General features: G+C 62.7%; 14 protein-coding genes. 8 read left to right on the forward strand and 6 right to left on the reverse strand.

Features of this window, described 5'->3' with window-relative positions:
- Positions 1–14: 14 nt before the first annotated feature.
- Genes agaV through kbaZ form a run of 3 tightly spaced genes read right to left on the reverse strand, consistent with a single transcriptional unit; the run spans position 15 to position 2,983 of the window.
- Positions 15–488: a PTS N-acetylgalactosamine transporter subunit IIB gene (gene agaV / locus AB5Y81_RS21155; protein ID WP_005309404.1), complete on the reverse strand. Its 474-nt coding sequence runs from the start codon at positions 486–488 to the stop codon at positions 15–17.
- A complete protein-coding gene (locus AB5Y81_RS21160; protein WP_216973883.1) occupies positions 488–1,657 on the reverse strand; it encodes an SIS domain-containing protein in 1,170 nt (389 codons plus the stop codon). Before AB5Y81_RS21160 ends, agaV begins: the two co-directional genes overlap by 1 nt.
- A 12-nt stretch (positions 1,658–1,669) precedes the next feature.
- Positions 1,670–2,983: a tagatose-bisphosphate aldolase subunit KbaZ gene (gene kbaZ, locus AB5Y81_RS21165; protein WP_279484833.1), complete on the reverse strand. Its 1,314-nt coding sequence runs from the start codon at positions 2,981–2,983 to the stop codon at positions 1,670–1,672.
- A 272-nt stretch (positions 2,984–3,255) separates the two neighbouring features.
- Between kbaZ and AB5Y81_RS21170 the strand changes: the two genes are divergently transcribed.
- The gene (locus tag AB5Y81_RS21170) at positions 3,256–4,053 is read left to right on the forward strand and encodes a DeoR family transcriptional regulator (RefSeq protein WP_017764749.1); all 798 of its coding nucleotides are present in this window, start codon (positions 3,256–3,258) and stop codon (positions 4,051–4,053) included.
- A gap of 69 nt (positions 4,054–4,122) precedes the next feature.
- Here the strand turns inward: AB5Y81_RS21170 and AB5Y81_RS21175 are convergent, their stop codons facing one another.
- The 3 genes from AB5Y81_RS21175 to barA all read right to left on the reverse strand — a co-directional run bounded on the left by AB5Y81_RS21175 (position 4,123) and on the right by barA (position 8,288).
- On the reverse strand, positions 4,123–5,022 hold the full coding sequence (locus AB5Y81_RS21175) for an N-acetylmuramoyl-L-alanine amidase (protein ID WP_043170424.1): 900 nt from the start codon (positions 5,020–5,022) through the stop codon (positions 4,123–4,125).
- Positions 5,023–5,025: 3 nt separating this feature from the next.
- Positions 5,026–5,505, reverse strand: coding sequence for a DUF1456 family protein (locus AB5Y81_RS21180; protein ID WP_005309414.1), 480 nt, complete (start codon positions 5,503–5,505; stop codon positions 5,026–5,028).
- Between the two features lie 71 nt (positions 5,506–5,576).
- The gene (gene barA / locus AB5Y81_RS21185) at positions 5,577–8,288 is read right to left on the reverse strand and encodes a two-component sensor histidine kinase BarA (RefSeq protein ID WP_368146815.1); all 2,712 of its coding nucleotides are present in this window, start codon (positions 8,286–8,288) and stop codon (positions 5,577–5,579) included.
- Between the two features lie 153 nt (positions 8,289–8,441).
- Between barA and rlmD the strand changes: the two genes are divergently transcribed.
- The 7 genes from rlmD to ispD form a co-directional block, all read left to right on the forward strand.
- Positions 8,442–9,764 carry a 23S rRNA (uracil(1939)-C(5))-methyltransferase RlmD gene (rlmD, locus tag AB5Y81_RS21190; RefSeq protein ID WP_279484831.1) on the forward strand — a complete coding sequence of 441 codons (1,323 nt, stop codon included), beginning with the start codon at positions 8,442–8,444 and terminating at the stop codon, positions 9,762–9,764.
- 264 nt (positions 9,765–10,028) lie between these two features.
- On the forward strand, positions 10,029–12,242 hold the full coding sequence (relA, locus tag AB5Y81_RS21195) for a GTP diphosphokinase (RefSeq protein WP_005309420.1): 2,214 nt from the start codon (positions 10,029–10,031) through the stop codon (positions 12,240–12,242).
- Positions 12,243–12,324: 82 nt separating this feature from the next.
- On the forward strand, positions 12,325–13,122 hold the full coding sequence (gene mazG, locus AB5Y81_RS21200; protein ID WP_279484829.1) for a nucleoside triphosphate pyrophosphohydrolase: 798 nt from the start codon (positions 12,325–12,327) through the stop codon (positions 13,120–13,122).
- 141 nt (positions 13,123–13,263) lie between these two features.
- Positions 13,264–14,901, forward strand: a complete 1,638-nt coding sequence (pyrG, locus tag AB5Y81_RS21205; RefSeq protein WP_017764743.1) for a glutamine hydrolyzing CTP synthase — start codon at positions 13,264–13,266, stop codon at positions 14,899–14,901.
- Positions 14,902–14,990: 89 nt separating this feature from the next.
- Positions 14,991–16,292, forward strand: a complete 1,302-nt coding sequence (gene eno / locus AB5Y81_RS21210; protein WP_005309426.1) for a phosphopyruvate hydratase — start codon at positions 14,991–14,993, stop codon at positions 16,290–16,292.
- Between the two features lie 178 nt (positions 16,293–16,470).
- Positions 16,471–16,788 carry a cell division protein FtsB gene (ftsB, locus tag AB5Y81_RS21215; RefSeq protein ID WP_005309428.1) on the forward strand — a complete coding sequence of 106 codons (318 nt, stop codon included), beginning with the start codon at positions 16,471–16,473 and terminating at the stop codon, positions 16,786–16,788.
- The coding region (gene ispD / locus AB5Y81_RS21220) for a 2-C-methyl-D-erythritol 4-phosphate cytidylyltransferase (protein ID WP_368146817.1) at positions 16,781–17,480 on the forward strand (700 nt) is incomplete at its 3' end. The genes ftsB and ispD, both read left to right, overlap by 8 nt.

Raw genomic sequence — 17,480 nt, forward strand, 5'->3', positions numbered from 1 at the left:
ACAATTGTCCTTAATCAGATGAGGTTGAAAATGTCCTGTGCCGGTTCGGTCGGCACCCCCTGGACAAAGCAGGCGACGTGGGCGTCCTGCAGGGCGCGAAACGCCGCTATGTCCGACTCGTCCACCGATACCGTCTTGTGGATCTGACGCTTGCCGTCGGCGTAGTGCATGTTGCCGACGTTGATGCGGGGGATGGGCACCCCGCCCTCCACCAGGGTGCGAAAGTCCGCCGGACTCTTGCACACCAGCAGGATCTTCTGGCGATCGGCGGCCTTGCCGATGTTGTCGATCACCTTCTGCAGCGGCCAGAAGCGCACTGCGATGCCTTCGGCCAGCACCATCTCCATCAGGTTCTGCTGGATGGGGTCCTCTGCGACTTCGTCATTGGCGACCAGCACCAGATTGGCGCCGGCGAAGCCGACCCATTGCACGCCGACCTGACCGTGGATCAGGCGCTCGTCGATACGGCTCAGCACTATGTTCGGCATCAGACGCCTCCTTGCTGGTTGAACGGATAGATGTTGACCCCCTGCACGACCCGGTTGACCCGCCCGCTCGGGCAGGGATTGTCCGGGGTGATGCCCAGCACCAGCGCGGTGTGGAAGGCGTAGTACTGGGCGTAGAGCAGGTAGCAGAGCGCCAGCTCGGCGTCGTCACCGTTGAGGGGGGTGGGCAGATAGATGTGCTCGCCGGCGCTGATGAGCGGATCCGGCCGGTCGGCCAGGGCGACCACCCGGGCGGCATAGCCGTCCTGGCGCAGCTCGCCGAGCAGGTCCAGATCGTACTGGCGGGTATAGGGATCGTTGGACACCATCAGCACGATCAGGGTCTGCCGATTGATGGCCGACTTGGGCCCGTGGCGAAAGCCGGTGGGGGAGTCGTGCATGGCCATCACCTGGCCGGCGGTGAGCTCCAGCAGCTTGAGAGCCGCCTCCTGGGCTACCCCCTGCAGACTGCCGCTGCCAAGGTAGATGACCCGCTCCGGCAACGGTCGATCCCACTCGGGCACCTTCAGCTCGGCCTGCGGCAGGATGGCGTCCCCCAGCGCGATGAGCGGCTGGCTGGCGATCGGGTTGAATTGGCGCGGCAGGAACACCGCCAGACAGCTCAGCATCATGCTGGTCAGGCTGCTGGTCATGGCAAAACTGCGGTCGTGGGTCTGGGGCGGCATCAGCAGCGCCAGGGAGCGGGCATCCTTCTGACAGCGGCGATAGAGCTCCCCCTCGCCGTTGCAGGTCAGCACCAGGTGGTGGCACTCGCTCAGCAGCTGGCTGGCCAGCTCCACCGCCGCCACGCTCTCCGGGCTGTTGCCGGAGCGGGCGAAGGAGATGAGCAGGGTCGGGCAGTCCTGTGCCAGGTATTCGCCCGGATCGGTGACGATGTCGGTGGTGGCGATCGCCTCGAAGCGGCCGTTGAGGCGGGCACTGAGATAGGGGGCGAGGGCGCGGCCGGCAAAGGCGGAGGTGCCGGCTCCGGTCAGGATCACCCGCAGGTTGCCCCGTGACAGCAGGGGCAGCAGGAAGCGTTCAATGGTGGCGCGGCACTCCTCCACCATGGTGAGGGTCTCCCGCCAGGTGGCGGGTTGCTGGCGAATTTCACGGGCGGTGGCCAGGCCGTTGGCCGACCGCAGCGTCTCTTCTGGATAACCAAGGATCATCTCTACAACTCCTTATACAACCGGGGTCAGCCGGGAGTGGCTGGCGGGGACGGCGCTGCAGGCCGCCGCGTATTGGCGCAGCACCTCCTGCACCTGATCGAGAATGAGGTCGTGCACCCGGGGCGACAGCGTGCCCTGGCGCACCTTGCGGTATTGCAGCGGCAGGTGCTGGCTGAGCAGCGGCAGGGGAATGGGTTCGGCGGCCAGGTTGGCCAGCAACCGGGCGTAGCACTCATCGACCCGGCTGTCGGGCCAGTAGTAGCGAATGCGATCGGAGTAGCTGTAGCCGCGGGCCAGCCGGCACTCGTTGGGGCTGCCCTGATAGTGGCTGCGCCAGAAGTCGGGGCGATCCAGCATGGTCTCTTCCAGCACCTGGCGCAGGCCCGAGCAGGCCTTGGCCACCACCAGCTCCTCCTCGATGGCGGCGAGGGCAAACAGTGCCTCGCGCAGGGCAAAGGTGAGGGCCGGGCCGACCTTGAGGATGGCGAAGTGATCGCGCACCAGCTGGCGGTAGGCGTCCGGGGTCTGGTAATCGGTGGAGTGGGCCTCGAACACCAGATGGGGATAGGCCTCGATCATCCGGCTCAAGGGGGCGGCCCGCTCGGGGCGGTAGTCGATGACGTGGGTGTGGTCGAACTCCACGCCGGGTTGCACCACCAGACCGATCACCCGTGGCCAGAGCCGGGCCAGTCCGGCCTGCTCGAAGGCCTGCTGGTGGGCGACCAGGGTGTGGCGCGCCGCCTCCGGCGTGGTGACCGCCAGCTCGGCCAGCTCTTCGTGGGCACCGCCCGGTACCGGCACTTCGGTGCCAATCACATAGACCAGGTCGCTGTGGCCAAACTGCCGGATGGCGGTCTGCTCGGCCACGTTTGCCAGCCGGGCTGCGCGCGCCGCCACCAACTCGTCGGTCAGCGGCACCGGATCCCCCTGGCAGGGCATGCTGCAGTCGAGGTGGATCTTCTTGAAGCCGGCCGCAACATAGCTGGCGACGAGATCCTCGGCGTGGGCCATGGCCTGTTCGGCGGGTTCGCTCTGCCAGCGGTTGGGGCCGAGGTGATCCCCACCCAGTACCAGCCGCTGCACGGGAAAGCGGCACTCGGCGGCGAGCCGGTGCAGCAGGTCGCGAAAATCGGCCGGTGTCATGCCGGTGTAGCCGCCAAATTGATCCACCTGATTGGAAGTGGCCTCGACCAGCAGCAGCTGGTCTCCTTGCGCCGCCAGTCGCAGGGCCGCCTCCAGTACCAGCGGATGGGCGGAGCAGACGGCGTAGATCCCGACCTGTTCCCCCTGCTTGTGTTGTGCGACCAGATCCAGCATTGATTTCATTTCCCTCTTCCTCTTGGCCTGAACAAGATGCGTTACTTTCGATTTCTTTCTTTACCCTAGGCGTATGGCGTTCGAAACGAAACAAAAGCGTGTTCACATCTTGAGCAAGATCACAAAAAGAAATGAATCGAAAGGCCTTTGGCTGCTTAAGGGAGTCTGATGGCACTTTTCAATTCAATGAAAGCTTGATTTGCCATCGAGGCTGAGTGTTAATAGGGAAACGTAACGAAGTGAAAGCTCTACTTTCACCACAGGACTCCGGCAGAGAGACTATGCAAATCACCGAAAAGAGCGTGCTCGGCACCAGCGAGCGACGGGAGCGCATCATTCAGCAGCTGCGCAGCAATGGCAGCGTTCAGGTCAACGAGCTGGCCGGCCACTATCAGGTCTCCACCGTCACCATCCGCAACGATCTGGCATTTCTGGAGAAACAGGGGGTGGCGGTGCGCGCCTACGGCGGCGCCCTGCTGTGCGAATCCGGTCAGCCGGTGGCCGAGCGCACCATCGCCGACAAGAGCGTGCTCAACACCCCGGTCAAACAGCGCATCGGCGCCATGGCGGCGAGCCTGGTGCAGCCCGGTTGCCGCCTCATTCTCGACTCGGGCACCACTACCCTGGAGGTGGCACGCCACCTGCGCGATCACCAGGAGATAGTGGTGATGACCAACGGCATGAACGTGGCGAATGCCCTGCTGGAGGCGGAAGGGGTGGAGCTGCTGATGACGGGCGGCCACCTGCGCCGCAAGTCGCTCTCCTTCTACGGCGCCCAGGCGGATCTCTCCCTGCAGAACTATCACTTCGATCTGCTGTTTCTCGGGGTGGATGGCATCGATCTGGAGCGTGGCGTCAGCACCCATCACGAAGACGAAGCCAGGCTCAATCGCTGCATGTGCCACGTGGCCGAGCGGATCATCGTCGTGACCGACTCCAGCAAGTTTGGTCGGCTGAGCCTGCACAAGATCGTCGATACCCGGCGAATCCACACCCTGATCACCGACGACGCCATTGCGGCCGAGACCCTGGCCGGTCTGCGTCAGGCCGGGATAGAGGTGCTGCTGGTGGAGGCCTGAGCCGGCAATCGACTGAGAATGCAAAAGAGGGACGCCATGGCGTCCCTCTTTCGTGGTCTGGGGCGAAGCTCAGCGTTGCGCGGGAAAGTAACGCTCGAGCAGGGCAGTCAGGATGGCCTGGCTCTCGGCATCCGGTTCACCGCTGACCAGGGCGGGCCGAAAGTGGAGCTGAAAGGCGCGCAGGGCGGCGCGGCTCTGCTCGTCCCAGTTGCCGCTCGGGGTTACGCCATAGCCGTAGCTGGCCAGCCGTTGCTGCCAGCCGAGGGCATCCCAGGCCGGCGCCGGCTGCTGGCGCAGCTCGGCCAGCCGGGTCTCATCGGGCCAGGCGCCCACCCCGTAGTGCAGGGCCAGCTCGCGCCAGGGGAAGTGGGGACCGGGATCCTGCTTGCGCTCGGGGGCGACGTCGCTGTGGGCCAGCACCTGGGTGGGGGGGATCTGGTAGCGCTCGACCAGCTCGCGGGTGAGGGCGCCGAGGGCGGCTATCTGTGCCCGGGTGTAGGGTTGCCAGCGCCGCTGGTGGGCGGGCAGCAGCTCATCTTGTGGCGGGTAGCCGAGGTTGACGATCTCGATGCCAAGAGAGCTGGCATTGAGCCCCGTATACTGGTGCCAGCGGCTGCGGCCGGCATGCCAGGCGCGCCGGTTGTCGGGCACCAGCTGGTAGACCGGCAGTGGCCGCTCATGGGTATCGCGCGGGATCAGGTAGTGGGCGCTCACCTGATGGGCCGGCTCTGTCAGCAGGCGCAGGGAACGCTCATCGTCTTCATCCGTGTAGTGCAGGATCAGAAAGGCGATGCGCTCGTTCTGGCTGGCGCTCTGATGGTCGTTGTTGAGCCGATAGGGGGCGGGCTGACAGGCGCTCAGCAGCAGGGTGAGGCAGAGGGCATACCAGTGCCGACAGGTGCCCCATGGCCGACGGCACCCACCCACCGCCAGCAGGCGGGATGATGGTGAGCGCAGACGCCGGCCCATGGTTCAGCCGCGATACTTGGCGGTGAGGCCGATGAGGAAGTTGCGCAGGATCTGATCCCCGCAATCCTGGTAGTGCTTGTGGTCCCGTGAGCGGAACAGGGCGCTCAGCTCGGACTTGGAGAGGTTGAAGTTCGCCAGCTTGAGGGTGGCGAGCATCTCCTCTTCCTTGAAGTTGAGGCCGATGCGCAGCTTGCGCAGGATCATGTTGTTGTTGATCCGGTTCGGGATCACCTGGGGCGGTGCATCTTCCCGCGCGCCACGGCGCACCAGGATCAGGCCGTCGAGGAACTGGCTCAGGGCCGAATCCGGGCAGGCGGCAAAGCCAGCCTCCTGCACTTCACCCTCTTCTGCCTCTTTCATCAGCCAGCCGTGCAGCTGGGCGTGGGTGACGGTCAGGTTGCCCTTGGCGAACATGTCGACCATCTGGTCGTTGCTGATGCTGAGGGCGTAGCGCAGGCGGCGCAAAATATCGTTGTTGGTCATGTCGACTCCTGTGGAAACGGCGCAACTTTACCATCTGGCGGGGCCCGCGTCAGAAAAAGCGGGCCACCGGGTCAGGCGAGGTAGCGGGGAGCCTCCTGGCGCACCTGCTCCATCGCATCCTGCAGCTCCAGCAACTCGGGCTCGAGTTCGGCCACTGGCACCCCGTCTCGCAGCTGCTGCTCCAGCTGGGAGAGCAGCCGCTGCAGACGAGGCACCCCCGAGTAGGCGCAGCCGCCGTTGAGGCGGTGGAGCTGGGCCAGCACCTCGCTGTCCTCCACCTGGCCGGCGAGCGCCGCCTCCAGCACCGGATCCACCTCGTCGAAACTGGTCATCAGCATGGTCAGCATCTCCTTGGCGAGATCCAGCTTGCCCGCCGCCTGGCGCACCGCCAGCGACCAGTCGATCTGCTGGCTGGCGTGATTCTGGTGGCGACGATGGGCGAAGTCGGTGATGAGCTTGGCCAGCATGGCCTCGTCGATGGGCTTGGCCAGATAGTCGTCCATGCCCTGGCGGATCAGCCGCTCCCGCTCGCCGGGAATGGCGTGGGCGGTGACCGCGACGATGGGCGTCTCGGTGTTGAGGGACTGGCTGCGAATAGCCTGAGTGGCGCTGATGCCGTCCATGATCGGCATCTGGATATCCATGAAGATGATGTCGAACGGCTGGCTCTGGGCCAGTCTGACCGCCTCCTTGCCGTTCTTGCACACCACCACCTGGCTCACCATCTCCTTGAGCATGGCGGCGATTAGCTTGAGGTTGGCGGCGTTGTCGTCCACCGCCAGCACCTTGATCTCCTGCACGCTGCGCGGGGAGGGCTCTGGCAGCGGGGCGCTGCGCACCGCCTCGGGGGAGAGCAGGGCGTGCAGCAGCTTGCGGTGGTTGATGGGCTTGGAGAGGCAGTGCTGGGCTCCGTGAGCCAGCATGGCCTCGTAGAGCGAAGGCTCGTGGCTGCTGAGCAGCACTATTGTGTTCTGCTGGCCATCCAGCCCGTCGAGGCGCGCCACCACCTGCTGCGGGCTGTGCTGGGTTCCGCTGCCGATGATCACCATGTCCTGGCTGCTCATCTCGGGCCAGGGGTCGTCGCCGGTCAGGGAGTGCACCTGCAGCTGCCACTCCGCCAGCAGGGCGCAGATGGCGGAGTGGCTGAAGGGATCCGGTTCCAGCAGCCAGACCCGCTTGCCCTGGATGCGATCCAGCGGCAACCGGTCGGTCTGGGGCAGGGGGGAGACCTCCAAATCCAGGCTGAAGGAGAAGACAGATCCCTTGCCAAGTTCCGATTCGAAGCGGATCTGGCCCCCCATCTGCTGCACCAGCTTCTGGGTGATGACGAGGCCCAGACCGGTGCCGCCATAGCGGCGGGAGATGGAGGAGTCGGCCTGGTTGAAGGCCTGGAACAGCTGGCGCTGCTGCTCTTCCGAGATGCCGATGCCGGTGTCGCGGATCAGCACGTTGAGCCGCACCTTGTTGCCGCTGAGGCTGCCGGTCTGCTCGATGCGCACGTCCACGTTGCCGCGCTCGGTGAACTTGATGGCGTTGCCGGTGAGGTTGGTGAGCACCTGCTGCAGGCGCATGGGGTCGCCGGTGAGGTAGTCCGGCACCTCGGCATCCACCTGCAGGGAGAGCTCCAGCTGCTTGTCGTGGGCGCTGGGGCCGAGCAGGTGCATGGTCTCGTTGAGGGTGTCGCGCAGGCTGAAGGGGATGTGCTCCAGCTGCAGCTTGCCGGCCTCCAGCTTGGAGAAGTCGAGGATGTCGTTGATGATGCCGAGCAGGTTGCGGGCCGACTTCTCGATGGTCTGCATGTAGTCGGTCTGGCTCGGTGTCAGGCTGGTCTTGAGCAGCTGGCGGGTAAAGCCGATGACCCCGTTGAGCGGGGTGCGCAGCTCGTGGGACATGTTGGCGAGGAACTCCGACTTGACCCGCGCCGCCTCCTGCGCCCGCTTCTTGGCCATGTCGAGCTCGACGTTCTGGATCTCGATCTGCTCCAGCGTCTCGCGCAAGTCGGAGGTGGCCTGATCGATGTTCTGCTGCATCTCCTCGTGGTATTCCGAGAGCGCCTTGGCCATGGCGTTGATGCCGTTTTTCAGCATGTCCAGCTCGCCGGTGAGCTGACCGCTGACCCGGGTGTCGAGCCGCCCCTCCCTGATCTTGTGCACCGCCTGCACCATGTCGGTGATGGGCTGGGTCACGCTCTTGACCAGCCGAAAGCCGAACAGGGTGCTGAAGGCGATGCCGATGAGCACCATGATCACCGCGAAGAAGGTGTCGCGGTACTGCAGGATCATGGCCCGGTCTGTGGTCATCTGCATGGAGATGTAGCCGATCATCGGCGGCTCCACGTCGCTCGGCAGCGGGAAGCCGTCCATGCTGGTCTCGGCCTGGATCGGGGTGCGCAAGATGATGTCGTCGCCATAGAGGGTGACGCTGGTGAGCTCGGGGATCTGGCTGCCGTCCGGCAGCCGCAGCCGGGTGAAGTCCCTGTGGTAGTTGGACGTCACGAACAGCTGGTTGTCCTGGGTGAAGACGGCGATGGACTTGATGAGCGGCGAGTTCTTGCGGTGGGTGAGGCCGATCAGCCGCTTGAGCGATTCGCGGCTGTGCTGGGTCATCCCGTATTCACTGGCGATGGCCAGCGGCTCTATGATGTTGATGCCCTGATCGATCAGGTTGTTTTCCAGCTGCTGATAGCGGTGGAAGGTGAAATAGCCGGCCATCAGGCCGCCGATGATCAGGGTCGGCAAGATGGTAAAGGCCAGCACACGCGCCCGAAGGCCATATTTGGTCATGCGGATGATCCCCCGAAGAGCAGGGTTGGCAATGGCGTAAACGAGCGGGTGCGGGCCCACAGGCCGTATTTGGTCATACTATTATTCTTGTGGGACAATAGCCTGCTGCAGATTCCACAATCATGACATAGCCACCTATAGGCACCAAGTTTTATGGCCCAGTTTTTCAAGCCCCAAAAGAAATCCACCCAGCCCCAACGTATTGAATTTACGGTAGACAGCCTGGATCACCACTGCGTCGGGATCGGCCGCCACCAGGGCAAGGCGATCTTCATCGAAGGGGCGCTGCCCGGTGAGCAGGTCAAGGCCCGCATCCTCGAAGACAAGAAGCAGTATGCCCACGCCGCCCTGCAACAGGTGGTGACCCCGGCGGCCAATCGCATCGCCCCCTTCTGCAGCCACTACCGCGAGTGCGGCGGCTGCAGCGCCCAGCATCTGGCTGAGGCGGATCAGCGCGCCGCCAAGGAGGCCGGCCTGGTCAGCCTGTTCGAGCGGCTCGGCAACATCCAGCCCCCGGCGCTGGAGCCCGTGCTGGGCGGGGAGTCCCACGCCTATCGCCGGGTCTGCCGGCTGGCCATCAAGTTCGACAAGAACGGCCGCTGCACCCGGGTGGGCTTTCGTCGTCGCCAGTCGAACGATCTGGTGGAGATCAGTGGCTGCCCCGTGCTGGCCGAACCGCTCTCCGCGCTGATCGCCCCGCTGCGCGAATGCCTCAACCGCCTCAAGAGCCAGCGTGAGCTGGGCCATGCGGAGCTGATCCAGGCCGAGCAGGGGATCCTGATGTTGCTGCGCCATACCGGCCGGCCGACCGAGGCGGATCGGGCGCAACTGATCGAGTTCGCCAAGGTGCAGGGGATCGACCTCTATCTGCAGGCGGCCGACGAGCAGATTGAGCCGCTGCACCAGCAATTTGCGCCCTCCTACTCGCTGGATGGCCTGTCTCTTGCATTCGCTCCCGGTGACTTCATCCAGGTCAACGGCCCGGTCAACCAGCGCATGGTAGAGCAGGCACTGAACTGGCTCGAGGCGGGCAAGGATGACAAGGTGCTCGATCTGTTCTGCGGCATCGGCAACTTCACCCTGCCGCTGGCCCGTCAGGTCCGCGAAGTGGTGGGGGTGGAAGGGGAGCTGGCCATGGTGGCCCGTGCCGAAGAGAACGCCCGTCGCAACGGCATCGAGAACGCACGTTTCTACAAGGCGGACTTGAGCGGCGACATCGCCGGCATGTCCTGGGCGCGGGAAGGGTTCGATCTGGTGCTGCTGGATCCGGCCCGTCCCGGTGCGTTCGAGGTGATGGAGCACGTCGTGAAACTTTCACCCAGACGGGTGGTCTACGTTTCCTGTAATCCGGTCACCCTGGCGCGCGACAGCCAGGTGCTAGTGAAAGGGGGCTACCGGCTGGTGCGCCTCGGCATGCTCGACATGTTCCCGCACACCGGTCACCTGGAGTCCATGGCGCTGTTCGAGCGCAAATAGACGGACGGTGATGGGCAAAATGGACGTGGTGGCGGTGCCATGAAAGGGCCGCCGTCAGCTGACGATAGTGGCGTCCATAACGCTGTCTGGGCAGGCATGATTGGGGTAATCTAGACCCTTGTAAATCGGCAGGGCCTGGCGGAGAACTCTATTGTTTTTCTTGACAATATGCCTTGAAAAATTCTCCGCAGATCCCCATTTGAGGCAATCTCATGAGGGGAGAGGGCGACAGCCTTCGGCCCAATAATTTAAAGGATTGATACCATGGTTGCGGTTCGCGATATTCATTTGAAAGACAACTTCACCCTGGAGGAGTGGGTCAGCTCGCTCACCCTGAGTGACAGTGACAAGGATCAGCTGCGAACCGTCTACCAGTACTGTCTGACGCTCGGTGACGAAGCGCTCACCAACCGGCTGCTGGTGCGCGGGGTCGAGATGGTGGGCATCCTGCTGATGCTCAGCATGGATCTCGGCACCCTCAAGGCCGCCATCATCTACCCCTTCGTCGAAGCCGGTCTCATCAGCCAAGAGCGGATGGACGAGGACTTCGGTCCCAAGATCGCCAAGCTGGTGGAAGGGGTGCTGGAGATGGAGGCCATCCGCTCCCTGCAGACCCTGCACCGCAGCGAAACCTCGCCGGAGCAGGTCGACAACGTGCGGCGCATGCTGCTCGCCATGGTCGAGGATGTGCGCGCCGTGGTGATCAAGCTGGCGGAGCGGATCGCCTGCCTGCGGGAGGCTAAGAAGGCGGATGAAGAGACCCGGGTGCTGATGGCCCAGGAGATCACCAACATCTATGCCCCGCTGGCCAACCGGCTCGGCATCGGTCAGCTCAAGTGGGAGCTCGAGGATCTCGCCTTCCGCTATCTGCACCCGGATACCTACAAGCAGATCGCCAAACAGCTCGACGAGAAGCGCCTCGATCGGGAGCGCTACATCCGCGAGTTCGTGCAGTCCCTGCGCGATGCCCTGAAAGAGGCGGGGGTCGAGGCCGAAGTCTACGGCCGGCCAAAACACATCTACAGCATCTGGCGCAAGATGCAGAAGAAGCACCTCGAATTCAACGAGCTGTTCGACGTGCGCGCGGTGCGGGTGGTGACCAAGCGGCTGCAGGATTGCTATGCGGCACTTGGCATTGTTCACACCCACTTCCACCACATTCCCCGCGAGTTTGACGACTATGTCGCCAACCCCAAACCCAACGGCTACCAGTCCATCCATACCGTGGTGGTGGGGCCCGAGGGCAAGACGGTGGAGATCCAGATCCGTACCGACCAGATGCACCAGGATGCCGAACTCGGTGTGGCGGCCCACTGGCGTTACAAGGAAGGGGCTCAGGCCGGTGGCAAGGCCAACAATTTCGAAGACAAGATCGAGTGGCTGCGCAAGCTGCTCGCCTGGCAGGAGGATCTCTCCGAGAGCGGCTCCCTGCTCGAGGATCTGCGCAGTCAGGTGTTCGAGGACAGGGTCTATGTGTTCACTCCGAAAGGGGATGTCATCGACCTGCCGGCGGGGGCTACGCCCCTCGACTTTGCCTATCACGTCCACAGCATGATCGGCCACCGCTGCATCGGCGCCAAGATCGACGGCCGCATCGTGCCGTTCACCTATGCGCTGCAGACCGGCGATCAGGTGGAGGTGATCACCCAGAAAGAGCCGAACCCAAGCCGCGACTGGATGAACCCCAACTCAGGCTTCCTGCGCTCCAGCCGGGCGCGGGCCAAGGTGGCCACCTGGTTCAGAAAGCTGGATCGGGACAAGAACATCGTCGCCGGGCGCGAGCTGTTCGACAAGGAGCTGGATCGCCACAACCTCAGCATGGCCAAGATCGACAAGGGCAACATGCTGCGCCGCTTCAATCTGGAGAGCACCGACGATCTGCTGGCCGGCATCGGCAGCGGCGACATCCGCATCAACCAGGTGATCAACTACCTGGACACCTGTTACAACAAGCCGACGGCGGAGGAGGAAGATCGCCGCCTGCTGGAGAAGCTGGAACAGAAGGCCAATGCGCCGTTCCGCCACAAGCCCAAGGATCACATCGTAGTGGAAGGGGTGGGCAACCTGATGACCCACATCGCTCGCTGCTGCCAGCCGATCCCCGGGGATGCCATCCAGGGCTTCATCACCATGGGCCGCGGCGTCTCCATCCATCGGGAGGATTGCGAGCAACTCAAAGAGCTGTCGCGCCGCAACCCGGAGCGACTGATCGATGCGGTATGGGGGGAGAACTACTCCGGCGGTTACGGTCTCACCATCCGCATCCTCTCCAACGACAGGTCCGGCTTGCTGCGCGACATCACGACCGTGCTCGCCAACGAGAAGATCAACGTGATGGGGGTGCGTTCGCGCTCCAACGTGCGTGAGCAGACCGCCGAGATCGACATGGAGCTGGAAATTTACAACATCAACGCCTTCAACCGGGCGTTGGCCAAGCTCAGCCAGCTCAACGACGTGATCAGCGCCAAGCGCCTCTGATCGTACGCAACACTGCACTCGTGACCGACCGCCAGGTCGGTCACTGTTTTCTCCCGGTAGCATCAAGAAAAGCGAATATCCCATGTCCCAACGTTACGACCTGTCCCAACTGCTCGCCATCATGGCCAAACTGCGCGACCCGAACGGGGGCTGCCCCTGGGATCTCAAGCAGAGCTTCCAGACCATAGTGCCGCACACCCTGGAGGAGGCCTACGAGGTGGCCGACGCCATCGAGACCGAAGATTGGCAGGGGCTGAAAGGGGAGCTGGGGGATCTGCTGTTCCAGGTGGTGTTCTACGCGCAGCTTGGCAAGGAGCAGGGGCTGTTCGACTTTGCCGACATCGTCGACACGGTGAGCGAGAAGCTGATTCGTCGCCACCCCCATGTCTTCTCCGATGCCGACCTCGGTGACGAGCAGGCGGTGAAGGTGAACTGGGAGGCGGAAAAGGCCAGGGAGCGGGCAGCACTCGACAAAGAGAGCGTGCTTGACGACATCCCCCTCTCGCTGCCGGCCCTGACCCGCGCCGCCAAGATCCAGAAGCGCTGCGCCACCGTCGGTTTTGACTGGAAGACCCTGGGCCCGGTGGTGGACAAGATCCACGAGGAGATCGACGAGGTGATGGAAGAGGCGCTGATGGCAGACGTGGATGAAGCGCGGGTGAGCGACGAACTCGGCGATCTGCTGTTTGCCACCGTCAATCTGGTGCGTCATCTGGGCAAGGATCCGGAGCAGGTGCTGCGGGGCGCCAACGCCAAGTTCGAACGCCGCTTTCGTCAGGTTGAACAGTTTATCGCCGCGGAAGGGCTGAAAATGACCGACTGCAGCCTCGAGAAGCTGGATGCCGCCTGGGTCAAGGCCAAGGAAACCGAACAAAGTTGATTTGGCGCAAGATGGGGGCGCCGGGAGCCTGATAGATTTTTGTTCATTGTTTGGGAGAGGGGGTTTTGGTATACTGTTTCCCCGTCCTGCTTCATCCCCGAAGCACCCCTTAAAATTCCCTAAACTTCTTTCAGGTTCAGCATGACGACAAAATATATTTTTGTAACTGGTGGCGTTGTTTCATCCCTCGGCAAAGGCATTGCCGCAGCTTCTCTGGCAGCCATTCTGGAAGCCCGTGGTCTGGATGTGACCATCATGAAACTGGACCCCTATATCAACGTGGATCCGGGCACCATGAGCCCGACCCAGCACGGTGAAGTGTTCGTAACCGAGGACGGGGCCGAGACCGATCTGGACTTGGGCCACTACGAGCGTTTCATCCGCACCAAGATGACCCGCCGCAACAACTTCACCACCGGTCGCATCTACGCCGATGTGCTGCGCAAAGAGCGCCGCGGCGACTATCTGGGCGCCACCATTCAGGTGATCCCGCACATCACCAACGCCATTAAAGAGCGGGTGATTGCCGGTGCCGAAGGCCATCAGGTTGCCATCGTCGAAGTGGGCGGTACCGTGGGCGATATCGAGTCCCTGCCGTTCCTCGAAGCCATTCGTCAGCTGGCTGCCGAAGTGGGTCGCAACAACGCCATGTTCATGCACCTGACCCTGGTGCCTTATCTGGCCGCCGCCGGCGAAGTGAAGACCAAGCCGACCCAGCACTCCGTGAAGGAGCTGCTCTCCATCGGTATCCAGCCGGACGTGCTGATCTGCCGTTCCGACCGTGCCATTCCGGCCAACGAACGTGCCAAGATCGCCCTGTTCTGCAACGTGCCGGAGCGTGCCGTCATCTCTATGAAGGACGTCGACTCCATCTACAAGATCCCGGCGCTGCTGAAATCCCAGAACCTGGACTCCTACATCACCGAGCGCTTCGGCATCGAGTGCAAGGAGGCCGATCTGGCCGAGTGGGAACAGGTCATCTATGAAGAGGCCAACCCGACTGCAGAAGTGACCATCGGTATGGTAGGCAAGTACGTCTCCCTGCCGGATGCCTACAAGTCCGTCAACGAGGCGCTCAAGCACGGCGGTCTGAAAACCCGTCTTTCCGTCAACATCAAGTACATCGATTCCCAGGACATCGAGACCCGTGGCGCCGAGCTGTTGGAAGGTCTGGACGCGATTCTGGTGCCGGGTGGCTTCGGCGAGCGCGGCGTGGAAGGCAAGATCCTGGCGGCCCAGTATGCCCGCGAGAACAAGATCCCGTATCTCGGCATCTGTCTCGGCATGCAGGTTGCCATGATCGAATTTGCCCGCAACGTGGCCGGCATGACCGGGGCTCACTCCTCCGAATTCAAGAAAGATTGCGCCTACCCGGTAGTGGGTCTCATCACCGAGTGGGTGGATGACGAAGGCAACGTCGAGACCCGGACCGAGAAGTCCGATCTGGGCGGTACCATGCGTCTGGGTTCCCAGCTCTGCCACCTGGTGGAAGATTCCAAGGTGCGTCAGATGTACGGCAGCCCGACCATTTACGAGCGCCACCGTCACCGTTATGAAGTGAACAACAAGCTGCTGCCGCAGATCGAAGCAGCGGGCCTGAAAGTGACCGGTCTCTCCGCCGACAAGAAGTTGGTGGAAATCATCGAGATCCCGGATCACCCCTGGTTCGTGGCCGCGCAGTTCCACCCGGAGTTCACCTCGACTCCTCGTGATGGCCACGCCCTGTTCGCCGGTTTTGTGAAGGCGGCGGGCGAGTATCAGAAGCGTAATCTGAAGTAATTGAAAATAAATGCGGTTGGGGCCCTGTGCCACAGCCGCTTTTTTTGGCATATTTTTGTTGTTTTTTTACGAAACCTGAGGAAATACACATGTCCAAGATCGTTAAAGTGATCGGTCGTGAAATCATCGACTCCCGTGGTAACCCGACCGTTGAGGCCGAAGTTCACCTGGAAGGTGGTTTTGTTGGTATGGCAGCCGCTCCGTCTGGCGCGTCCACCGGTTCCCGCGAAGCGCTGGAACTGCGTGACGGCGACAAGAGCCGTTTCCTGGGTAAAGGCGTGCTGAAAGCCCTCGAAGCCGTCAACGGCCCGATCGCTCAAGCGCTGCTGGGTAAAGATGCCAAGGACCAGGCCACTGTCGACCAGATCATGATCGACCTCGACGGTACCGAGAACAAATCCAAGTTCGGCGCCAACGCCATCCTGGCTGTTTCCCTGGCCAACGCCAAAGCTGCCGCTGCTGCCAAAGGCATGCCGCTGTACGCCCACATCGCCGAGCTGAACGGCACCCCGGGTGTCTACTCCATGCCGCTGCCCATGATGAACATCATCAACGGTGGTGAGCACGCCGACAACAACGTCGACATCCAGGAGTTCATGATCCAGCCGGTTGGCGCCAAGACCCTGAAAGAAGCCGTTCGCATGGGCGCCGAAGTGTTCCACAACCTGGCCAAAGTGCTGAAGTCCAAGGGCTACAACACTGCCGTCGGTGACGAAGGTGGTTTCGCTCCGAACCTGAAATCCAACGCCGAAGCGCTGGAAGTGATCGCCGAAGCCGTTGCCGCTGCCGGTTACAAGCTGGGCACCGACGTGACCCTGGCCATGGACTGCGCTGCTTCCGAGTTCTACGACGCAGAGAAGAAAGAGTACAACCTGAAAGGCGAAGGTCGTGTCTTCACCTCCAACGGTTTCTCCGACTTCCTGGAAGAGCTGACTGCCAAGTTCCCGATCGTCTCCATCGAAGACGGCCTGGACGAATCTGACTGGGAAGGCTTCGCCTACCAGACCCAGAAACTGGGCAAGAAAATCCAGATCGTGGGTGACGACCTGTTCGTAACCAACACCAAGATCCTGAAGCGCGGTATCGACAACGGCATCGCCAACTCCATCCTGATCAAGTTCAACCAGATCGGTTCCCTGACCGAAACTCTGGCTGCCATCAAGATGGCCAAAGACGCTGGCTACACTGCCGTCATCTCCCACCGCTCCGGTGAGACCGAAGACGCGACCATCGCCGACCTGGCCGTTGGTACCGCTGCTGGCCAGATCAAGACCGGTTCCATGAGCCGTTCTGACCGTGTTGCCAAGTACAACCAGCTGATCCGTATCGAAGAAGCCCTGGGTGCCAAGGCTCCGTTCCGCGGTCTGAAAGAAGTGAAGAACCAGGCTTAATCATCGCCTGTTCTCCTGCTTCACAAAGCCCCGCCATCCGGCGGGGCTTTTTCGTCTGTGTCACCCCCATCCCCGGATTCTGCATTTTTTGTTCCGACCGAACCCATCCGGGACACAGGCTTTCTTTTGTCTTGCCTGCGAATATGGGAAACTAGGCCGCTTGAAGGAGACTCAGTGCATGCGGCTACTCACTCTTATCCTGCTCTTCCTGTTGGGAGGGCTTCAATACGACCTCTGGCTGGGGAAGAATGGCCTGTCTGACTATCGTGAGCTGTCCGATGCCATCACCCGGCAGCAGCAGGACAATCTGGTACTCAAGGATCGCAACAACCTGATTTATCGCGAGATTGATGACCTGACCTCGGGCCTGGAAGCCATCGAGGAGTTGTCGCGCAACGATCTTGGCTACATCAAGCAGGGCGAGACCTTCTACCGCATCATTCCCAAGGACAAAGACAAGGGCTCCAGTTCCGGAGACGCAGCCTACGATGACTGATCATCACAGCGGACTGACCGCCATCGTGCCGGCCGCCGGCATCGGCAGCCGGATGGGGGCCGAGCGCCCGAAACAGTATCTGCAACTGGCGGGCATGGCCATTCTGGAGCACACCCTGACCCGGCTGCTCTCCCACCCGGCTATCGGTCAGGTCATAGTGGCGCTGGCTCCCCATGACCGCTGGTTCGACACACTGGCCGTGGCCGCCGATCCGAGGATCCTGCGAGTGGAAGGGGGCGCCGAGCGCGCCTTCTCCGTGCTCAATGCGCTGCACGTGGCGCAAGGGGAGTGGGTGCTGGTGCATGACGCCGCCCGTCCCTGCCTGACCCACGGCGATCTCGATTGCCTCATCGCCACCGCCATGGCCTGTGGCGGAGCCATCCTCGGCAGCCGGGTGCGCGACACCATGAAGCGCTCCGACGCCGCCGGCAACATCCTCGCCACCGTCGAGCGCGAGGAGCTCTGGCACGCCCTGACCCCGCAGATGTTCCCCACCGGCCCCCTCAAGCGGGCGCTGGAGGAGGGGCTGGCGCTGGGTGCCACCATCACGGATGAGGCCTCCGCCATGGAGCGGGCCGGCTTCCCGGTGCGGATGGTGGAAGGGCGGGCCGACAACATCAAGGTGACCCGGCCGGAGGATCTCTCCCTGGCGGGGCTCTATTTGCAGCAACAGGACGCGCGCCGGCCGGCGC

This window comes from Aeromonas sp. s2, from assembly GCF_040907935.1.
GTDB lineage: Bacteria > Pseudomonadota > Gammaproteobacteria > Enterobacterales > Aeromonadaceae > Aeromonas > Aeromonas dhakensis.

Bases quoted from the DNA above. Each gene is read 5' to 3' on its own strand.
- AB5Y81_RS21170 (WP_017764749.1), top strand. From the start codon at position 3,256: ATGCAAATCACCGAAAAGAGCGTGCTCGGCACCAGCGAGCGACGGGAG.
- agaV (WP_005309404.1), bottom strand. From the start codon at position 488: ATGCCGAACATAGTGCTGAGCCGTATCGACGAGCGCCTGATCCACGGT.
- ftsB (WP_005309428.1), top strand. From the start codon at position 16,471: ATGCGGCTACTCACTCTTATCCTGCTCTTCCTGTTGGGAGGGCTTCAA.
- AB5Y81_RS21160 (WP_216973883.1), bottom strand. From the start codon at position 1,657: ATGATCCTTGGTTATCCAGAAGAGACGCTGCGGTCGGCCAACGGCCTG.
- kbaZ (WP_279484833.1), bottom strand. From the start codon at position 2,983: ATGAAATCAATGCTGGATCTGGTCGCACAACACAAGCAGGGGGAACAG.
- rlmD (WP_279484831.1), top strand. From the start codon at position 8,442: ATGGCCCAGTTTTTCAAGCCCCAAAAGAAATCCACCCAGCCCCAACGT.
- AB5Y81_RS21180 (WP_005309414.1), bottom strand. From the start codon at position 5,505: ATGACCAACAACGATATTTTGCGCCGCCTGCGCTACGCCCTCAGCATC.
- pyrG (WP_017764743.1), top strand. From the start codon at position 13,264: ATGACGACAAAATATATTTTTGTAACTGGTGGCGTTGTTTCATCCCTC.
- mazG (WP_279484829.1), top strand. From the start codon at position 12,325: ATGTCCCAACGTTACGACCTGTCCCAACTGCTCGCCATCATGGCCAAA.
- AB5Y81_RS21175 (WP_043170424.1), bottom strand. From the start codon at position 5,022: ATGGGCCGGCGTCTGCGCTCACCATCATCCCGCCTGCTGGCGGTGGGT.
- barA (WP_368146815.1), bottom strand. From the start codon at position 8,288: ATGACCAAATATGGCCTTCGGGCGCGTGTGCTGGCCTTTACCATCTTG.
- eno (WP_005309426.1), top strand. From the start codon at position 14,991: ATGTCCAAGATCGTTAAAGTGATCGGTCGTGAAATCATCGACTCCCGT.
- relA (WP_005309420.1), top strand. From the start codon at position 10,029: ATGGTTGCGGTTCGCGATATTCATTTGAAAGACAACTTCACCCTGGAG.